This is a genomic window from Candidatus Tisiphia endosymbiont of Empis tessellata, assembly GCF_964031035.1.
In the GTDB taxonomy this organism is placed as follows: domain Bacteria; phylum Pseudomonadota; class Alphaproteobacteria; order Rickettsiales; family Rickettsiaceae; genus Tisiphia.
The window spans coordinates 1259983-1276879 of the sequence record NZ_OZ034997.1; the positions used below are offsets into that span (position 1 = coordinate 1259983).

15 protein-coding genes are annotated in these 16897 nt (G+C 31.7%); 10 read left to right on the forward strand and 5 right to left on the reverse strand.

Translation table 11 applies throughout. From position 1 onward, the window contains the following. Window positions 1–270: 270 nt before the first annotated feature. Entirely contained in the window at window positions 271–1113 is an 843-nt protein-coding gene (locus AAHM86_RS06590) for a DsbA family protein (RefSeq protein ID WP_342267724.1), read from the reverse strand. Window positions 1114–1545: 432 nt separating this feature from the next. Between AAHM86_RS06590 and AAHM86_RS06595 the strand changes: the two genes are divergently transcribed. Beyond that, on the forward strand, window positions 1546–3306 hold the full coding sequence (locus tag AAHM86_RS06595; protein ID WP_342267725.1) for a hypothetical protein: 1761 nt from the start codon (window positions 1546–1548) through the stop codon (window positions 3304–3306). Between the two features lie 138 nt (window positions 3307–3444). On the opposite strand, the gene AAHM86_RS06600 is transcribed toward AAHM86_RS06595, so the two are convergent. After that, window positions 3445–4311: an aminoglycoside phosphotransferase family protein gene (locus tag AAHM86_RS06600; RefSeq protein ID WP_342267726.1), complete on the reverse strand. Its 867-nt coding sequence runs from the start codon at window positions 4309–4311 to the stop codon at window positions 3445–3447. Window positions 4312–4569: 258 nt separating this feature from the next. Between AAHM86_RS06600 and AAHM86_RS06605 the strand changes: the two genes are divergently transcribed. Beyond that, window positions 4570–4725: a Sec-independent protein translocase subunit TatA gene (locus AAHM86_RS06605; RefSeq protein WP_342267727.1), complete on the forward strand. Its 156-nt coding sequence runs from the start codon at window positions 4570–4572 to the stop codon at window positions 4723–4725. A 273-nt stretch (window positions 4726–4998) separates the two neighbouring features. On the opposite strand, the gene AAHM86_RS06610 is transcribed toward AAHM86_RS06605, so the two are convergent. Beyond that, window positions 4999–6882 (reverse strand): DUF3857 domain-containing protein, encoded by a 1884-nt coding sequence (locus tag AAHM86_RS06610; RefSeq protein ID WP_342267728.1) that lies wholly within the window; start codon window positions 6880–6882, stop codon window positions 4999–5001. A 214-nt stretch (window positions 6883–7096) separates the two neighbouring features. Continuing rightward, entirely contained in the window at window positions 7097–7321 is a 225-nt protein-coding gene (locus AAHM86_RS06615) for a DUF2674 domain-containing protein (protein ID WP_341747721.1), read from the reverse strand. A 930-nt stretch (window positions 7322–8251) separates the two neighbouring features. Here AAHM86_RS06615 and AAHM86_RS06620 point away from each other — a divergent pair. The 7 genes from AAHM86_RS06620 (at window position 8252) to AAHM86_RS06650 (ending at window position 14073) form a co-directional block, all read left to right on the forward strand. Beyond that, complete coding sequence (locus AAHM86_RS06620) at window positions 8252–9103, forward strand: Rpn family recombination-promoting nuclease/putative transposase (protein ID WP_342267729.1); 852 nt, start codon at window positions 8252–8254, stop codon at window positions 9101–9103. Between the two features lie 80 nt (window positions 9104–9183). Beyond that, on the forward strand, window positions 9184–9426 hold the full coding sequence (locus tag AAHM86_RS06625; protein WP_341747723.1) for a Holliday junction ATP-dependent DNA helicase RuvA: 243 nt from the start codon (window positions 9184–9186) through the stop codon (window positions 9424–9426). A gap of 3 nt (window positions 9427–9429) precedes the next feature. Beyond that, window positions 9430–10032: a Holliday junction branch migration protein RuvA gene (ruvA, locus tag AAHM86_RS06630; RefSeq protein ID WP_342267730.1), complete on the forward strand. Its 603-nt coding sequence runs from the start codon at window positions 9430–9432 to the stop codon at window positions 10030–10032. Next, complete coding sequence (gene ruvB / locus AAHM86_RS06635; protein WP_342267731.1) at window positions 10025–11005, forward strand: Holliday junction branch migration DNA helicase RuvB; 981 nt, start codon at window positions 10025–10027, stop codon at window positions 11003–11005. The genes ruvA and ruvB overlap by 8 nt, the downstream gene beginning before the upstream one ends. Before the next feature lie 422 nt (window positions 11006–11427). Then, window positions 11428–12426, forward strand: coding sequence for an FKBP-type peptidyl-prolyl cis-trans isomerase (locus AAHM86_RS06640; RefSeq protein ID WP_342267732.1), 999 nt, complete (start codon window positions 11428–11430; stop codon window positions 12424–12426). 11 nt (window positions 12427–12437) lie between these two features. Beyond that, window positions 12438–13331, forward strand: a complete 894-nt coding sequence (gene thyX / locus AAHM86_RS06645) for an FAD-dependent thymidylate synthase (protein ID WP_342267733.1) — start codon at window positions 12438–12440, stop codon at window positions 13329–13331. A 10-nt stretch (window positions 13332–13341) separates the two neighbouring features. Continuing rightward, window positions 13342–14073, forward strand: coding sequence for an N-acetylmuramoyl-L-alanine amidase (locus AAHM86_RS06650; RefSeq protein WP_342267734.1), 732 nt, complete (start codon window positions 13342–13344; stop codon window positions 14071–14073). 274 nt (window positions 14074–14347) lie between these two features. Here the strand turns inward: AAHM86_RS06650 and AAHM86_RS06655 are convergent, their stop codons facing one another. Beyond that, window positions 14348–15664 carry a porin gene (locus tag AAHM86_RS06655; RefSeq protein WP_342267735.1) on the reverse strand — a complete coding sequence of 439 codons (1317 nt, stop codon included), beginning with the start codon at window positions 15662–15664 and terminating at the stop codon, window positions 14348–14350. Window positions 15665–15992: 328 nt separating this feature from the next. Here AAHM86_RS06655 and rimP point away from each other — a divergent pair, with 328 nt between their 5' ends. After that, a complete protein-coding gene (gene rimP / locus AAHM86_RS06660; RefSeq protein WP_341748495.1) occupies window positions 15993–16481 on the forward strand; it encodes a ribosome maturation factor RimP in 489 nt (162 codons plus the stop codon). Window positions 16482–16897: the final 416 nt, after the last annotated feature.

A 16897-nucleotide genomic window follows, 5' to 3' on the forward strand; every position in this document is an offset into this window, starting at 1 on the left:
AATAACATAGAAGGTATGTTATCATAATACCCTACTTTTTTATATAACCACCATTAAAATGGCTGCTGATCGTCTATTAGCGAGGAGTCGCGAAAAAGCGGCGACGCAACAATCCAAGATCAGGATACGCGAAGCGTTACTCTAAAAAAACAGCTTCGCTGTTTACCTAGATCGCCAGGGCATCTAAAGAGCCTTGCTATGACGATTATAGAAAAATGTAGGATACTATGGTTAACTTGTTACATCAATAGTTGAGATTAAGTAAGTGTATTAATTTTCGGATTTGATACTAGAGTTTTCTAACGTTTTATCAATTACCCTAGAAAGGATTTCTAAACTATATCCATTTGTTAGTATGCCATTAACAAAAAATGCGGGTGTACCAACAAAACCTTGTGAACTAGCAGCAAGGTTAGTATTGGCAAGTAATGTTTCGACAATTTTATTATCATTAAGACATTTAGCATAAGTTTCTGCGGATACTCCACCAATTTGAGCTATATTTGTTAGTAATTCACGATATCTATTGCTACTGCCCCATTTATCTTGTTGTGCTAGTATTACACTTTGGAATTTAAGAAAACTATCTAGATCATTTGGACAACGTGCCAAAATTTCTGCATCTAAATCTTGCTTATTACCGATAAATTCACGAATTATATAAGCAATTTTATTGGTATCAATATATTTCTTTTTAAGCTCAGGTAGAATTTTTTCATGATAATAAGCACAATGTGGGCAAGTTGGAGAAAAATACTCAACTACCACTACAGTTGCCTTAATATTACCAAGAACTATATCATTTTGGCTAACATTGAAAGTTGGTTTATAAGGCATCTGTTTCAAGCTAACATTATCAATAGAGTTAGTAGCATAATCCTCTACCGTGTCTAGAGGTTCTTCCGTATTAGTTGAAGCCGTACTGTCTTGAGGATTTACTATTGTATTCCATTTATCATTGGCAAGGTTGTCATTATTTTCTTCTTGTGGAGCTTTTTCCTGAGTCACTTCAGCCTTATTATCAGGTTGCTCGTTTTTATTATTAGATTTATCACTTTCTTCCGAACATGATATTAACAATAATGAAATTATAATGATAAGGATATTATGCATAAGTTTTAATATAGTTTTAAGTTAAATTAAATACTTTACTCTCTAGGATTTTATATCTCTTATGAGAAGTCCTTATAAAAATAAGGTTTTACTGATATTTAAGCAATAAAAATTTTTACTTATTCGTAACAAAATAATTAATTTATATACTATAAATATTTTTTCTAATAAATGCAAAAATACTATTAGTTAAAATAAAAATATTGTTATAATGATTTGAACCCCCTCGTAACTTTCGTGATAATTAAGTCTTATTTGCAAATAAGGTAACACAACCCAAGAAGAAGTGAAAAATATATTGGGATACCATGATGATACTGATATAATGCTTGATGGAAGCATGAAATGGGTATACATCCGTATAATTTATGTTCTGATTAGTTAATTGATTCTCCTCCCTAGATATTGAATAACACGATAAGAAAATTAATTATGAAAGATTTTAATACTAAGGTTATTAGTAAGTATGAAGAAAGATTAAAAGGCTGTTTTGTCTCTTTAAGCTCTGAATGCATCGTGTCTTGTAAATATCCTATTACTTTAAAAAGGTCTTTACGTACTTTTAATATTATAAAGATTCTACAACAGAATAGTGACTTGCTTGATTATCTTAGTCTAGATAGTCAAAAGAACTTGCTCTCTGTTCTTGAGCATTACGGACCTCTCTCTATTGAAACGTTAAAGCAACAAAAATATCAAATGGAAGAGGTAACAAATTTTGTTACCTCTCTTAATCAATTGGTTGATTGCTTAAAAAGTTCTTCCACTTTACATCATGAAGAAAATAATAAGGCACTAAAACCTGTAATGGATTTAGCTAGAAACTTTGTACAACATTGTTGTATATTAATAACTAAAGATGTTAAAAATCAAGATGTTATAAATAATCTACAGGCAACTGCAATTGTTTTGAATTTAGATAATTTATCGCTTGAGCAACAAAATCTACTTTTAGATCAATTGTTGCTCATTAAAGAATTATGGCAGATTGATTATACCATTGACATAAAGAAAGAATCTGTTCCATTGTTATTTCATGCCAATATATTATTAACACTGAAAGAAGAGAACATAGTAGAGAATACAGTAGATTATGGATACATTTTAAAAAAAATTACTAATTTTTTAATAAATGATCACAATGTATTGATGGAGTTAACCAATGCTAAGTTAATTTGCTTATATAATAGGCTAAAAGATTTATCTATTAAATCTCAGACCATAAACCATATTTTGCTAAGAATACATGATGAATCAAAATTTAGGAAGAGTTTCAGTAAACTTAATAATTCAGGGTATGAGCTTTCAGTATTATTTGAAAATTATAATGCAATAATACATCAGATAGAAAATGCAGAGTTCGCTATAATAGAAAGATTCTTACTCCGGCAAAATGTCTTTATGCATGAAATTTTAATTAATATTACAAAGCATATAGATGCTATCAGGATGCTCAATATAACAGAAGATTCTGATCTGAATTATATATTAGCTCAGATTAGAAAAAGGTTAACTCAAAATATCCAAAGTGGTCATACTATTTCTTTAATGATTTCTTCTATTGAATCTAAATTTTCTGCAAAACTTGAAGTTAAAATTATCAAACGATATGCTTCTTTAGATAGTTTTACTAAAAATGCTTTAAAAACTAGGTATCAGTTGTTATTTAAAAATATTACTTCATTATTAAAAAAAGAGCTAAATTATGCAGAGTTTGTACAACAGGTAATAACATGTAAAATTGCAGCTGATTATAAGATAAATAGCAATGTTACTTCAGTTAAAACGTTAAGACTAATTGAACAAGAAAGGTTAGAAGTAAAAAAACAATTATGTGAAATAAATTTTGTAGAAATTTTTAGTGACAAATATTTAAATAAAACATCTAGTTTAAGTTTTAAAAAACATGTCAGGAAAACTAATATAACAACTCCTGCAGGTTATGTTATGGTAATTATTAGAATATTACTAACAAATTTTAGTGTTGAACAGCTTCAATTTTTATCACAATTTTTAATTAATGGTAATCTAATGACAATTCGAACAATCGTTCAACAAGAGTTGGTTATGCAAGTTAAAAAACGCACCACTATAAGTAAGGTAATATATTATGTATTTACTAGAAAGAAAAATGAACTTATCATGCTCAATAATATCAAGAGAATTCTAAATAAATATACTAACCTCAATTAGATATAAGAATCCTTTTTTAGGAGGGCATTTCTCCTTATATTAAAGCCAATTCAGAAGAATTTGATGCTAGGATGGAGCCGAAGAAGAAAGCCTATAGATAATAGGCGAGCGACGAGTGACGACGTTACCAAATTATCATCAATTGATTATATCAAAAATTTTTGTAAGCTTTGCTAACATACGTACGTCAGAACCATCTTCTAAAGCCCAAACCCAAGAAAGTACAGATTGGACAAAACACCAATCGCTAATTCGCTCCGTATCTAAATCCAAGAGAGTTGCAAACTTAATGATGCGATTTGCAATAATACTTTCAACATCTTCTAAAGCAAGGAGTTCAGGGAGAGGATTACGAATAAATGCTGCTACCTCATATGCTTTTTCACCGATAACTCCTTTGGGATCAATAACCACCCAATTATCACCACTTTGCAGAATATTATCATGATGTAAATCACCATGAAGTAAAACTAACATTGACGATGTGCCTAGTAATTTATCTCGCAATTGTCTAGCTTTTTCTAAGTAGTAATTTGGCACATCCCATTCTTTATCTAATACTGCTAACCAATCTGTGACATAAGGAAAACCTTCTGATGGCAAAGGTGCATAGTGTAATCTTTTCATTACATTACATGCTATTTTAATAGCCTCGTAATCTTTTACAGGAAAATAGGATTTTAATGATATATTAGAAATAGCCTGCTCAACTAGCAGTAAGCCGGTGCTTTCAGCTAAAACCTTCACACCTCCAAATTTAGAAAAAACTTTTAAAGCTGTTGATTCTCTCTTAAGATCATCAATGTCTAGCCCTAACTTTAAGATAATTGGCTGATAACCTTGGAAACCTGCTAGGACATAATGGTAACTCAAGTTCTTAACTGGATTTAAGCTAGATAAACCGTACTCCTTAGCCAATTTACGAACAATTTTTGGCAAATCATCTAACCAAACCTTACCTTGAACACCATAGATATTAGTAATGTTAGTTTCAAATGTTTTCATGATGACCTTAGAAAAATGCATTCTTGAAGCGGCTGGCACAAATGCATTTTAATCTATTATTAGCAAATGAAATATTTAACAATTATGCGTCAAACCGCTTTAAGCCTGATTGTTTACATTCTCATTCCAATTTAGGATTAATCAAATTAATCCGAAATTGATGTTGATGATAAATTTGTATTTTTTATGCTAGATCAAATTAACTATTTGCTATAATATTATAGGTAATTCTAACTTAAAACTTATAAAATTGATATTATGGGAATGAGCTTCAGCCACTTATTAGTGATCTTATTAATCATCTTAGTGTTGTTTGGAGCTGGTAAGTTGCCTCAAGTAATGTCAGATATTGCAAAAGGTCTTAAAGCTTTCAAGGAAGGAATGAAAGACATTGATAAGAAAAAAGATGAATAACCTGTTTTGCTAGGTGATGTGAGGATTTCTATCTAATAGTCTTTATCGATCGTTATTTTTGTTCTCGAATCCGTAACACCCCAATACGGGATAAGAATTAGTTAATTCTTATCCCGTATTGGCTTTAATACGACAATTTGAAATCTAGAGAATCCCAGTTCGAGCATTCACATCGAAGGGGTTCATTTGCCTAAGAGATGACGTCTACTTAAACCAAGCACTAGTATATTGAAGCGAGAATGCCCTTACCTTGACAGCAAGGGATAATGATATTCATTCAATAATTATCGCTGCTCGCTCAAATTTATTTTCTAAGTTGCTTTTAAGGTTTTTATATTGAGGAGTTTTTAACTCTTTATTGGTAATCAAACTTTTTCTTATGGAGATTATATCTATAAATTCAGTATCTTTATTTTGATATTTACATGATCTATTGACATATATCCACGGAGTATCAACTTCAAAGTTTAATTTATTACAATCTTTAATTGTAATATTTTTTATAATTATATGTCTTGTGTTAGTGTTAGGTATACCTATAAAAAGGTCTGATACTTGGTCAAAAGCCGTATTTGTAATATTTTCCATCCCATATAATCTTAACCTTAAACCAAACCCTTTATTGGTTTTAAAAATTCGGTTTTTTTGCTGATATGCATACTTAATTGTAAGATCCTTAACAATACGAGAAGTAAGATCAGGTAATTTTAACAATTTCTTGTCTTCTTTATCAAGATATACTCCTGTTAACATGTGGAAAGTAAAATCCCTTAGCTGTTCATTTGATTGATATAACCCAGCACCTGTTATATTTACTGCTACTTCTCCTTTCAAATCAAGCTGACCATGCACATCTACAATATTATCTCTTATTACCAACTCATTGTGTATTATAGCTTGTGAATTTTGATGATCTATTTCAGGAATTTTGGTATAACCTGCTTGTTGAAGATCTAATACCAAGGCTAACTTACCTGCAACATCCGGAAAAATTCCTTGTGCCATACTGACAAAGTTTGTTGGGTCAATCCAATATATTTTTCCATTTTTATTAGCTACTTTAAGCATCACATGATTAAAATTTCCTATAGTAGGTAGTGCTTTTGGATTAGAAAAATTAGTAATACCTCGCATTACTAAAATGGGTTGAACCTTAAACCCAAGCTTTTGCAAGATAGCAGCAGTACTTGCAGAAAAATCTTTGCAATCACCAATTTGAGAAGTAGCAATCTTTTCTAAATCTCTAGGAAAATACCGACCTGATACTATTCGCCAATCACCCATATATTGGATTTTTTCAGCTAATGAAGAAGTAACAAAATTAATTTTTTCTTCATCGGTATTTTTATTTAGAGCAGATTCTGCTATGCTCATGAGAGTTGTAGGAAGTGGTTGATTGATTACCTTAGAATAGTCAGGAGCTAGTTGCTTGGCAAAATCTTGCCATTTAGTTAAGCTTGATAAAGATACCCAAGTTTTTTGCTTAACATTTAATATCCCCTCAGTTGATTCATTAGTCAATTGATTATAAACAGGTTTCTTTAGGATAATCTCTGCCGAATGAAAGTCACTTTCAGCATCAGTAATAACTTTTAATACACCTTTTGGGTCATTTACCTTGATATTTAGGGGCAATTTAGAATTAATCTTAGTACTACTTGCTTGCAAGTAACCTTCCTTACCATAGAATATGGTAGCACCATAAAAATTATCTATAGCAACTTTTGTTTCAACATACTTATATTTTAAGTATATTTCTGCACCAAGTTCCACTTTAGGAAATGAGATAGTTATCTGATTTAGTTGATCAAAACCTTGTCCAAAACTAGCTAGCGGTTTATCCTCAATCATATCTTTAGAAACTACATATTCTTGCCCATTATAAATAGTCTTGGCTTCTAATATAGAGATTTGGGAACTATAGTTATTATAAGTTAATCTATATGGAGAGAAATCACTACGTCCTGATTCTTTTAGTATTTTTGCGTGCATTTCTATTATTTCTTCAGAAGTGCCATCTTGATTAATACTAATATCGTTGTTATAAAATTTAATTTCAACAGGAGCATCTTCGTATTTACTCCATCTAGCTTGAGCAGAATGGTTTATTAAAAATACCAATAATATTAAACGAAGACAAAATTTTAAATAAATCATTATAAATAATCCTAAAAATAAAAAAAATACCCCTTAGTTATACTCAAATGATTTGAAGAATTGGATTTGAAAATGAATGGTGAGCATGCTAGGTGTACATAGTGTACATATAGTACATGAGCATGCGAATCCATGATATTTTCAAAAAACAATTCTTTAAAGCAGAAGAATATACCAGCATTATAAGGTATTATAAACTAAAAAATAGAGACCACTAAGTAAAAATGATCTTTTTTCTTGGAGGTATATAAATAATTTTATCTTGATCATCTATAGTAACGTCATGATGCATCTTTTCCATGACACCAATAAAATAATTACCATGTGGCATTAGTTTTACTATTGCCCAACCGTCGATAATAAATTGAGTAATTTTATCTAAATCAGATTTGTTTTCAGCGAAAGATATAATTTTTTGATGGGGTTTTACCCTTGTCATAATCTTATTTTTTATTAATTTTAATTTCTTATTACTAAATCTTTTGATTAGTACGGCTGTAACAATAATTGCATCGAAACTGTGTTAGCTTTATTAGAGGGAAAGTGTATACTCAAATGATTTGAAAAATTGGATTTGAAAATGAATGGTGAGAAGGCGTAGCATACATCTAGTATAGTTACGCATGCGAATCCATGATATTTTCAAAAAACAATTCGTAGGAGCAGAATAGTATATGTATTTTTTGAAATACACTAACATTATCCCAAAAGTTAACTGATTTGATTGACCTTTCTTTTTCTTACATAAAATTAGAACCTCTAATGATAAATTATATAGTCAAATACATTGAATTAGGTGGTAAAAACATAGCAGTAGTTTTTACCATCAACTGTTACAATCAACTGATTTTATCAATTATCTTTCCACCTAATTCAATGTATTTAACTATATTGCATTTTTATCTGTTCCTAGAATTCACAGTTCGGCATCACGGTGTCAGTATCTTTTAACAGCAATCTATCCTAGATAACTAATTATTGCAACATTTTCTTTTATTTTAAATACATAATAATTGACAAATTCTTATCCCTAATTCGCGTATAATTTGTATACATTATGGTGTATACATTGCTTTTCAGTACTTCAAGTGGTGGCAAAACAACTCATTCTTAATACTAGCACAATTTCTGCATTAGATATCTTTCGAAATTCGCTTATGTGTAAGGATTTAAAGAAGCCACGAACCTCGACCCACAGCGAACGATGATGTGCGTGAAGAGCAGAGTACTGGTAGCACGAATAAATTACCAGCAGAAGTAGAGTTTGCCAAAGATATCTATTATATTTTCCACATTATATTACTTAGTGCTTTATAATTTCTGTGCTATACTAACTTTATAATTGATAACTACTAATAGCAGCATATATATGGATAAAATAACTCCTCGCGTGGATTTAGCTTTCAAAAAGATATTTGGTGTTGAAGAGAATAAGGACTTGCTGATATCCTTGATTAATTCTATCGTTGGACAAGAGGATCAAGTGGCAGAGGTAACACTGCTTAATCCATATAATCCTAAAAACTTTAAGAATGATAAACTCTCAATATTAGACATTAAAGCCAAATCTGTTGATGGCAAAAGGTTCAATATTGAAATTCAAATTAGCGACGAAGCTGATTATGATAAGCGAGCTTTATATTATTGGGCTAAATTATATACCGAGCAATTAAAGGTAGCTCAGGACTATTCTACCCTAAGCAAAGCCATTGGTATTCATATACTAAACTTTACTTCTATTCCGAATGTGACTAAATATCACAATGTTTTCCATATAGTAGAAAAAGATAGTGGATTGTTGTATTTCAAGGATCTCGAATTACATACTATTGAGCTTAATAAGTTTACTGATAATTCTTATGAGGAATTACCTGATATACTGAAAAAAGTAAAAAACTCTCTAGATATGTGGACAGCTTTTCTAACAAGACATGACCTACTTAACAAAGATAATTTACCTAAAGAATTAGACAATGCCAGCTTAAAAAAAGCTCTAACAGTGCTAGATGTTATGAACTTTACTGACGAAGAAAGAGAGGCCTATGAAGACCATCTTAAATGGTTGCGTATCGAAGCTAATACTCTAAAGAAACAACTGGAAAAAGGTAGAGAGGAAGGTATAATAGCTATAGCAAAAGAAATGCTATTAAACAATGAGCCGATGGAAAAAATTATTAAATACACTAAGTTAAGTAAATCTCAAATAGGAAATCTAAAATGACTTACGATCCTCAAATTTATGATTTACTAACATATTCCATTATTGTTATATAATGGTTAGCTATAGCAGAAGAGGAAATTATGATTAAGAGTATTTGGGCAAAGGTTAAATATGTAGTATATTTGCTTATATATATAGTGATTACTTGGGTTACTGCGAAAATTATACTTATATCAACATTTCCTGATGATGGTCAATGCCATTGCACTGAAACTCCAACGTTACTGCATTATATTTTAGCTTCGATAGTAACTATATTGCCAGTAATAGCACATATATGTACAAAAAATCGTAAACCAAAAGTAAAATCTGATACTAAATAAATTATGATTGGTAAATTAAAAGGTAAAATAGATGCATGTTTTAATGATTATGTCATTATTGATGTTAGTGGTGTTGGATATTTAGTGTATTGTTCTAGTAAAACTTTAAATAAATTAGTGGTTAATGAGTTTTGTCAATTATTTATTGAAACACATGTAAGAGAAGATCATATTAATCTTTACGGATTTTTATCTCTCGAAGAGAAGGCTTTTTTTAATTTATTACAATCGGTAAACGGTATTGGTACAAGAATGGCTTTAGCTATTTTATCAAATTTATCACCCGAGCAAATCCAATCAGCGATAGCAAGAAGGGATAAAGAAGCTTTTAAAGCCATTTCTGGTGTTGGGCTAAAACTAGCTGAACGAATTATCATAGAGTTAAAGGATAAAGCCTTAACTAATTTTACTAACAACCTTACCATGGATAACAATGATACTGACTTAGCTAAGATATCATCTGATGCCACATTAGTGTTAACCTCGCTTGGTATTGGTAAAACTGAAGCACAAAATTTAGTACAGGGAATTATTGTAGAAAATTCTAATCTCTCTATTAATGAACTAATTAAACTTGCACTAAAAGCACGTGGATCCAATGTCTAAAAATATTTTGTCAGCTGATATACTTCCGAGTGATCAAGAATTTTCTCTACGACCTAGCTATTTAAGAGAATTTGTCGGACAACAACAAATTAAGGAGAATTTATCCATTTTTATCCAAGCAGCTAAAAATAGGTCTGAACATTTAGATCATACATTATTTTACGGTCCTCCTGGACTTGGTAAAACCACTCTTGCACAAATTATTTCTAAGGAAATGGGAGTAAATTTTAAATCCACCTCAGGACCTGCTATATCAAAAGCAGCTGACCTAGCTGCTATACTTACTAATTTGCAAGATAATGATGTGTTATTTATTGATGAAATTCACCGTCTTAGTACAAATATTGAAGAAGTATTGTACCAAGCAATGGAAGATTTTGCTTTAGACATAGTTATTGGTGAAGGACCTTCAGCAAGGTCAGTAAAAATCAATCTACCCAATTTCACTTTAGTTGGAGCAACTACTAGGCTCGGTTTACTCAGCAACCCTTTGAGAGATAGATTTGGTATACCATTGCGTTTGCATTTTTATAACGTGGATGAATTAAAACTTGTTTTGAGTAGAGCTAGTAAATTGTTAGCAATTAATTTAACCAATGAGGCATTAGAAGAGATAGCGAGACGTAGTAGAGGAACTCCAAGAATTGCCCTTAGGCTAGTTAGACGAGTGAGAGATTTTGCTTCTGTCGATGATAAGCTAGAAATTGATAAAAATATTGCCAATATCTCCCTAAATCGATTAGAAGTTGACAAAATAGGTTTAGATAGTAATGATTATAGATACTTAAAATTTATAGCTGATAATTATGCTGGTGGTCCGGTTGGTATAGAGACAATTGCAGCAGCTCTATCAGAACAACGTGATGCTGTTGAAGAGACTATCGAACCCTATCTAATACAAATAGGGTTATTACAACGTACCCCAAGAGGTAGAGTTATTACTAAAAATGCCTTTGACCATCTTGGAATATAGTAATTTACAGTTACAAAGAGGTAGTTTATGAAAATAATTAATTAGTTATCTCCAACAGCTTCCTAGAAAAAAACATTAAAAATTAGAGAATATATAGCTAACCCGAGTAACATTACTCCGTCATTGCGAGGAGCTACTTTAGTGGCGACGAAGCAATCCAAAAAAGTGATTAGAAACAGATTGCTTTGTCGCCACTAAAGTGGCTCCTAGCAATGACGTTGTTTGATGTGTTGATTTTACCCGGACACTAGTGTGCTTTCGCAAGGGTAACACAAAACAGGATTGCTTAGTCACTACTAAAGTAGCTCCTCGCAATGACACTAGGATTTATGTACTCCTCGCTAATAGCCGGAGTAATGCTAATCGGAGTTAGCTATATATTTTAAAAACAAACTAAGAAATACTTAAGAAAGAAATATTATATGCAAAAAGCTTTAAGTCTTATAATTGCTGCAGCAATTATTTACTCTATTGTCCAAATGAAGATGCTCTCTCCTTCCGAGGACAAAGACCCTAAAGTTCAGACAACTAATGATGCTGAAAATAATAAAAATACTACCGCTGCTCCTGAACAAGCAAATATACCATTAACTGGTAATTTTCTTCAAAAAACTGTTTCAAAGGTTTTGATAAATGCTCTTAAGACAGAAGAAGGTCGACTATTTTTTGAGCATTTACTACAACCAACAAACAAACCTATTACTGATGGTAAATATACTATAGAGGTTAATAGAGACTTAATACAACCAATGTTTAAGATTAATAGCTTTGGTAACGGGACTGTTGGACCAGCTACTTGTGGTCACGTAGTCACATTACGTTATCAATTATTGGATATTAACAATAATTTACTTAGCGAAAATACCAAAACCTTTACACTTGGTTCTAGAGCGATCATGCTAGGTCTTGATGCTGTAGTAGTAGGTATGATGGTTGGACAAACAAGACAAGCGGTGCTTCCTGCAAAATATGCATATTATAACCAGCAATATAAAGAAGAAGATAGAGAACATGATGCACCTTATAGAGTTAATATTGTCTTAAATTCAATATTACCTAATAATTTTGTTGATAGTAATGAAGTAAAGATATTTGATGATGAAATAGCTTATAGAATACCATTATTATGCGGAGATAAAGTAGGGGTTGACGTAAAGATTACTAAATTATCGAATGGTCAGGTAATTTATGATTCAGTACAGAAAGGTAAGAAATTAGATATAAAAATTGGTGATATTAATTATCCATTAATCGTTTCATATGCTCTACATGGTAAAGTGCCAGTTGGCACTAGAACAGTAATTGCCAAAGGTAAGTCATTTAAGGCACTTGGTTCTAATATCAACAAAATGCTTAATCAAGATAAGATTCCTATGGATGAATATTTGATGCTGGAATTAACAAATTTTCAAACAGAATAATAGAGAAAAGAATGCACGACAATAATTACAATACAAAAAGAGCTACAGTACCAGCTCTAGAAGAATTATTATTTGAACCTATAAAAATACTAGATCATGGTTTTATCAGAATTATTGATTATATGGGTGATGATAGTAGCATCGTCCAAGCAGCACGAGTATCATATGGTAAAGGTACAAAACAACTAAGCCAAGATAAAGGTTTAATCAATTACCTAATGCGTCACCACCATACAACACCATTTGAAATGTGTGATATCAAATTTCATATTAAACTGCCTATTTTTGTTGCAAGACAATGGATACGTCACAGAACTGCTAGTGTTAATGAATATTCAGCTAGATATTCTATATTAGGAAATGAATTTTATTTACCAGAAAAACAGAATCTTGCTGCTCAATCCATAATAAATAAACAAGGAAGAAGTGATGAAGAAATTCCAAAAGAAATTGCAGATAAAGTCTTAGTGCTACTAGAAAAAGATGCTAAACTATGTTATCAGCATTATACTGAAATGATGAACCAGGATGAACATGGGAATATTATCGATGAAAATACCATAGGTATTACTAGGGAACTTGCAAGAATGAATTTAACCTTAAACTATTATACAGAATGGTATTGGAAGATTAATTTGCATAATCTATTACATTTTCTACTGTTACGTGGGGATTCTCATGCCCAGTATGAAATCAGAGTATATGCAGAGAAGATGCTAGAAATAGTAAAAGCTTGGGTACCTTTCACTTATGATGCTTTCGAGGAATATAGGCTAGGAGGAAATAATATTTCTAAAAAAGGACTTGCTGTTATAAAAAAACTACTCAATAATGAAGAAATTACTCAAGAATCTAGTGGCATAAATAAAAGAGAATGGGATGAATTAATGCAACTTATAAAATAGGTATTATAAAATGATTACAATTGATAGAACAACCTACCGAGCCCCATCTTTTAATGAGAGAGTTAGATTTTTGGTGCTGCATTACACTAACGAAAACTTAGAAGGATCCCTAAGAGACCTACTAGGTCCAAAAGTTAGTGTACACTATCTAGTTTCTGACTCTAATCCGAATCATATATTCCAATTAGTGGAAGAGTCTAGACGAGCTTGGGATGTTGGTGTTAGTGGTTGGCAGGGGCGTCAGAATCTCAATGATACTTCTATAGGTATTGAAATAGTAAATCTTGGCGATACTAAAGATTCTCAAGGAAAGATTCATTGGTATCCTTATCCCGAAGACCAAATTACAGCGGTAATGGAGCTTTGTCAGAATATTATAGATCGCTATGATATTGCCCCCACTTGTGTAATCGGTCATTCTGATGCTGCTCCGGGAAGGAAACAAGACCCAGGTCCTCTATTTCCATGGAAACAATTATATGATAATAATATCGGAGCTTGGTATGATCAAGATACTGTTAATGCTCTAATACCCAAGGTAGACCTGTCTAATATAAAGTTAATCCAAGAACAATTTAGCAGATATGGTTATGTGTTGCAGCCAACAGGAATAATTGATCAACAAACAACAGATGTTATAGTATCGTTCCAAATGCATTTCCGCCCAAAGAATTTTTCTGGAAAATTAGATGTTGAGACCGTGGCAATTTTAGAAGCATTATTACAAAAATATCTTATGTAAAAAAGCTGTTCCTGCGAAACCTTTGCCCGCGTCGATCAAAAAGTCAGCATAAGTAATAATATACCAATTCCCGAAATTAATTTATTCTATAGTAATTTGTACGTGATACCGGTGCTCAAATCCTCACGTACGTCTTTGTACACTGCGGTTTTGTACTTCGTGCCTTCTGCAAATCCTTCAGAATAAATTAAATTCGGGAATTGGTAGTATTTACAGAACCAAAAACGTTGTCATTCAGCTAAAAGCTGGAATGACAACGAGGGCTTATTAAAGGTTAAAATTTAAGCTTTGCACCAATAAGAGCAACTGTACCTTTGGTTTTTTTCTTAGGTGCTTCAATAAGGTAAACTGGCTTACCCTTAGCTTGGAAATAAGAGATTTCAGCATAAGGCAACAAGCCTGGTGTTATCTTATATTCAGTACCTAAGCTTACTGTATCCACCGTATTTTTATACTTTAGTGATTTAAAATAAGAAAGACTTGTTTTTATAGGACCTTGCCCATAAGCAATTGTGCCATTATAATATTTCGTATCACGACCAACTTTATGGTAAGTTTTTGAAGTTAAACTTTTACCTAAACTACCATAAGAACCAGCACAAGAAATATTACCATAAGTTAAGACTGCACCTAAATTGTAAGCGTTTAGATCTGATAGCTTGTTGCTAGATAGCATCTTTCCATCAGGATCTAATACTATAAGTTTGCGAGCTGGCTTAGCATGTTCTCCTGTAACGCCAACTTCTACTGCCATATCATCTAAAATCTCATACTTATAGGATATCCCTGCAGAAATCGCATCTTTGACATTGTAATTATAAATTACTGTATCACCTTTACCACCATCTATACCAGGTAGTTCTACTTCAGTTATACCAGTCTTTAATGTACTACGACCTGTTTTACTATCTAAATTTTTTATATTACGATGACCACCAGTATTTGCTGAATCAGGAATATAAGAAATACTAAACTGAAAACCTTGCATCTCTGGTGTATAATAAGATACTTTTCTAGCTGGCTCTGTTCCTTTATTTATGTCATCGAAGCCATTGGTAAATGAGTCTATGACAGAGGGTGGGACTACCTCAAATTGTGGCTTCATACCTTTATATTGCATACCGCTATCGTCTAGTGAGACATACTTACTCCAACCAAAACCACAACTAGCTGCTGCAACTTTAGCACCACTAATACCCATCTTATTTGCAGCATCATAAGGAGAGCCTAGCTCTACTTTACCATAATCTGTCTCTAAGAATATGAAAGAGCCATTGACACTTGCAGAACCCTTTGGTTTAGTTGTTGGTAGTAAAACCATTTTAATTCCAGCTATTACATCATTAAATTCTTGCTTAGCAGTGGCAGAGAAAGCTGCTTCACTATAAAATCCAAGCTTTTTCTTATTATCAGTAATATATTTACTTTGTTCTGACGACAATTTGCCTTGAGTACTATAACCAGCTTGGAAACCAAAAAATCCTTCTAATTTTATTTCAGTATCTGAAGCAGCTTCAGCTGAAGGAGTAGAACTGCTAAAGGCTGTGCTAGACAAACAAGAGACACAAAGCAACATTATTAATTTTTTCATAGTAATACCAAAACTCTTTATTCTTATTATGTAGTCGAGTTCATTGAACATAATACTTGAACATAATACATTTCTATTTAAGTATTTATAGCAGAAGATAAACCATAATGTAACAAATTTTCGTAAATAACTATGATTAGTCAGACAAATTTTATTATTTTAATGGTAAAATTACAACTAATATAACATTTTTTTTAATTGTTGCTAATATCATAAAAATATTGTATTCTAGCTTTGCAGGTTGAAATTTTTGTAAATAAAGTTGAAAAAAAAAAGGTGGGGGTTAACCCCACCTTTTTTATTAAAATCTTTAAATATTTATGTTGTAATGCAAACTATAGAGCAACAAATTATTGATGCGGTGCAAGATAACCTGAAAGATATTGGTTTCGACTTAGTAAAAGTAACTTTAAAGGGTTCAACCCATAAAGTACTTGAAATACTAATAGATAGGTTGGATGGTAAAAAAGTTACTATAATAGATTGTCGGAATAGCAGTAGAATTATCTCAGCCCTTTTAGATGTTGAAGATATAATTAGTGATAAATATTTTTTAGAAGTTTCTTCAGCAGGTATTGAACGCCCATTAATAAAATTTGAAGATTATACTAGATTCCTCGGTAGAGAGGCTACCATAAAATTAAAAGAATTATTAAATGGTCAAACTCGATATCAGGGAAAGATAGTTAAAGCTGAAGATAATAAAATTCATCTGAATAACCATGGTGAAGACATAGTGTTTTCATTTGATATGATAAAAAAAGCCTCTTTGGTATTAACAGATGAAATGTTTAGGAATTTAATGAATAAAAAATAGACTTCTTGGATAATTTGCTTCTGCTAGGGAATTTGTAGGAGGATCAAAACCTCGACCCACAGCGTACTCAAATTCCGTTACGGATTCGAGTCTATTATACTCAAATGATCCTACGAATTAGATTTGAAAATGAATGGTGAGCATGCTAGGTCATAGTACCATACATTTTTCTATAATCGTCATAGCAAGGCATCTTTAGATGCTGTGCGATCCAGGTAAACAGCGAAGCTGTTTTTTTAGAGTAACGCTTCGTGTATCCTAGATTGCCGCGTCGCCGCTTTTTCGCGACTCCTCGCTAATAGACGATCAGCAGCCATTTTAATAGTGGTTATATAAAAAATGTAGGGTACTATGATGCTAGGTGTACATATAGTACATGAGCATGTGAATCCATGATATTTTCAAAAAATAATTCG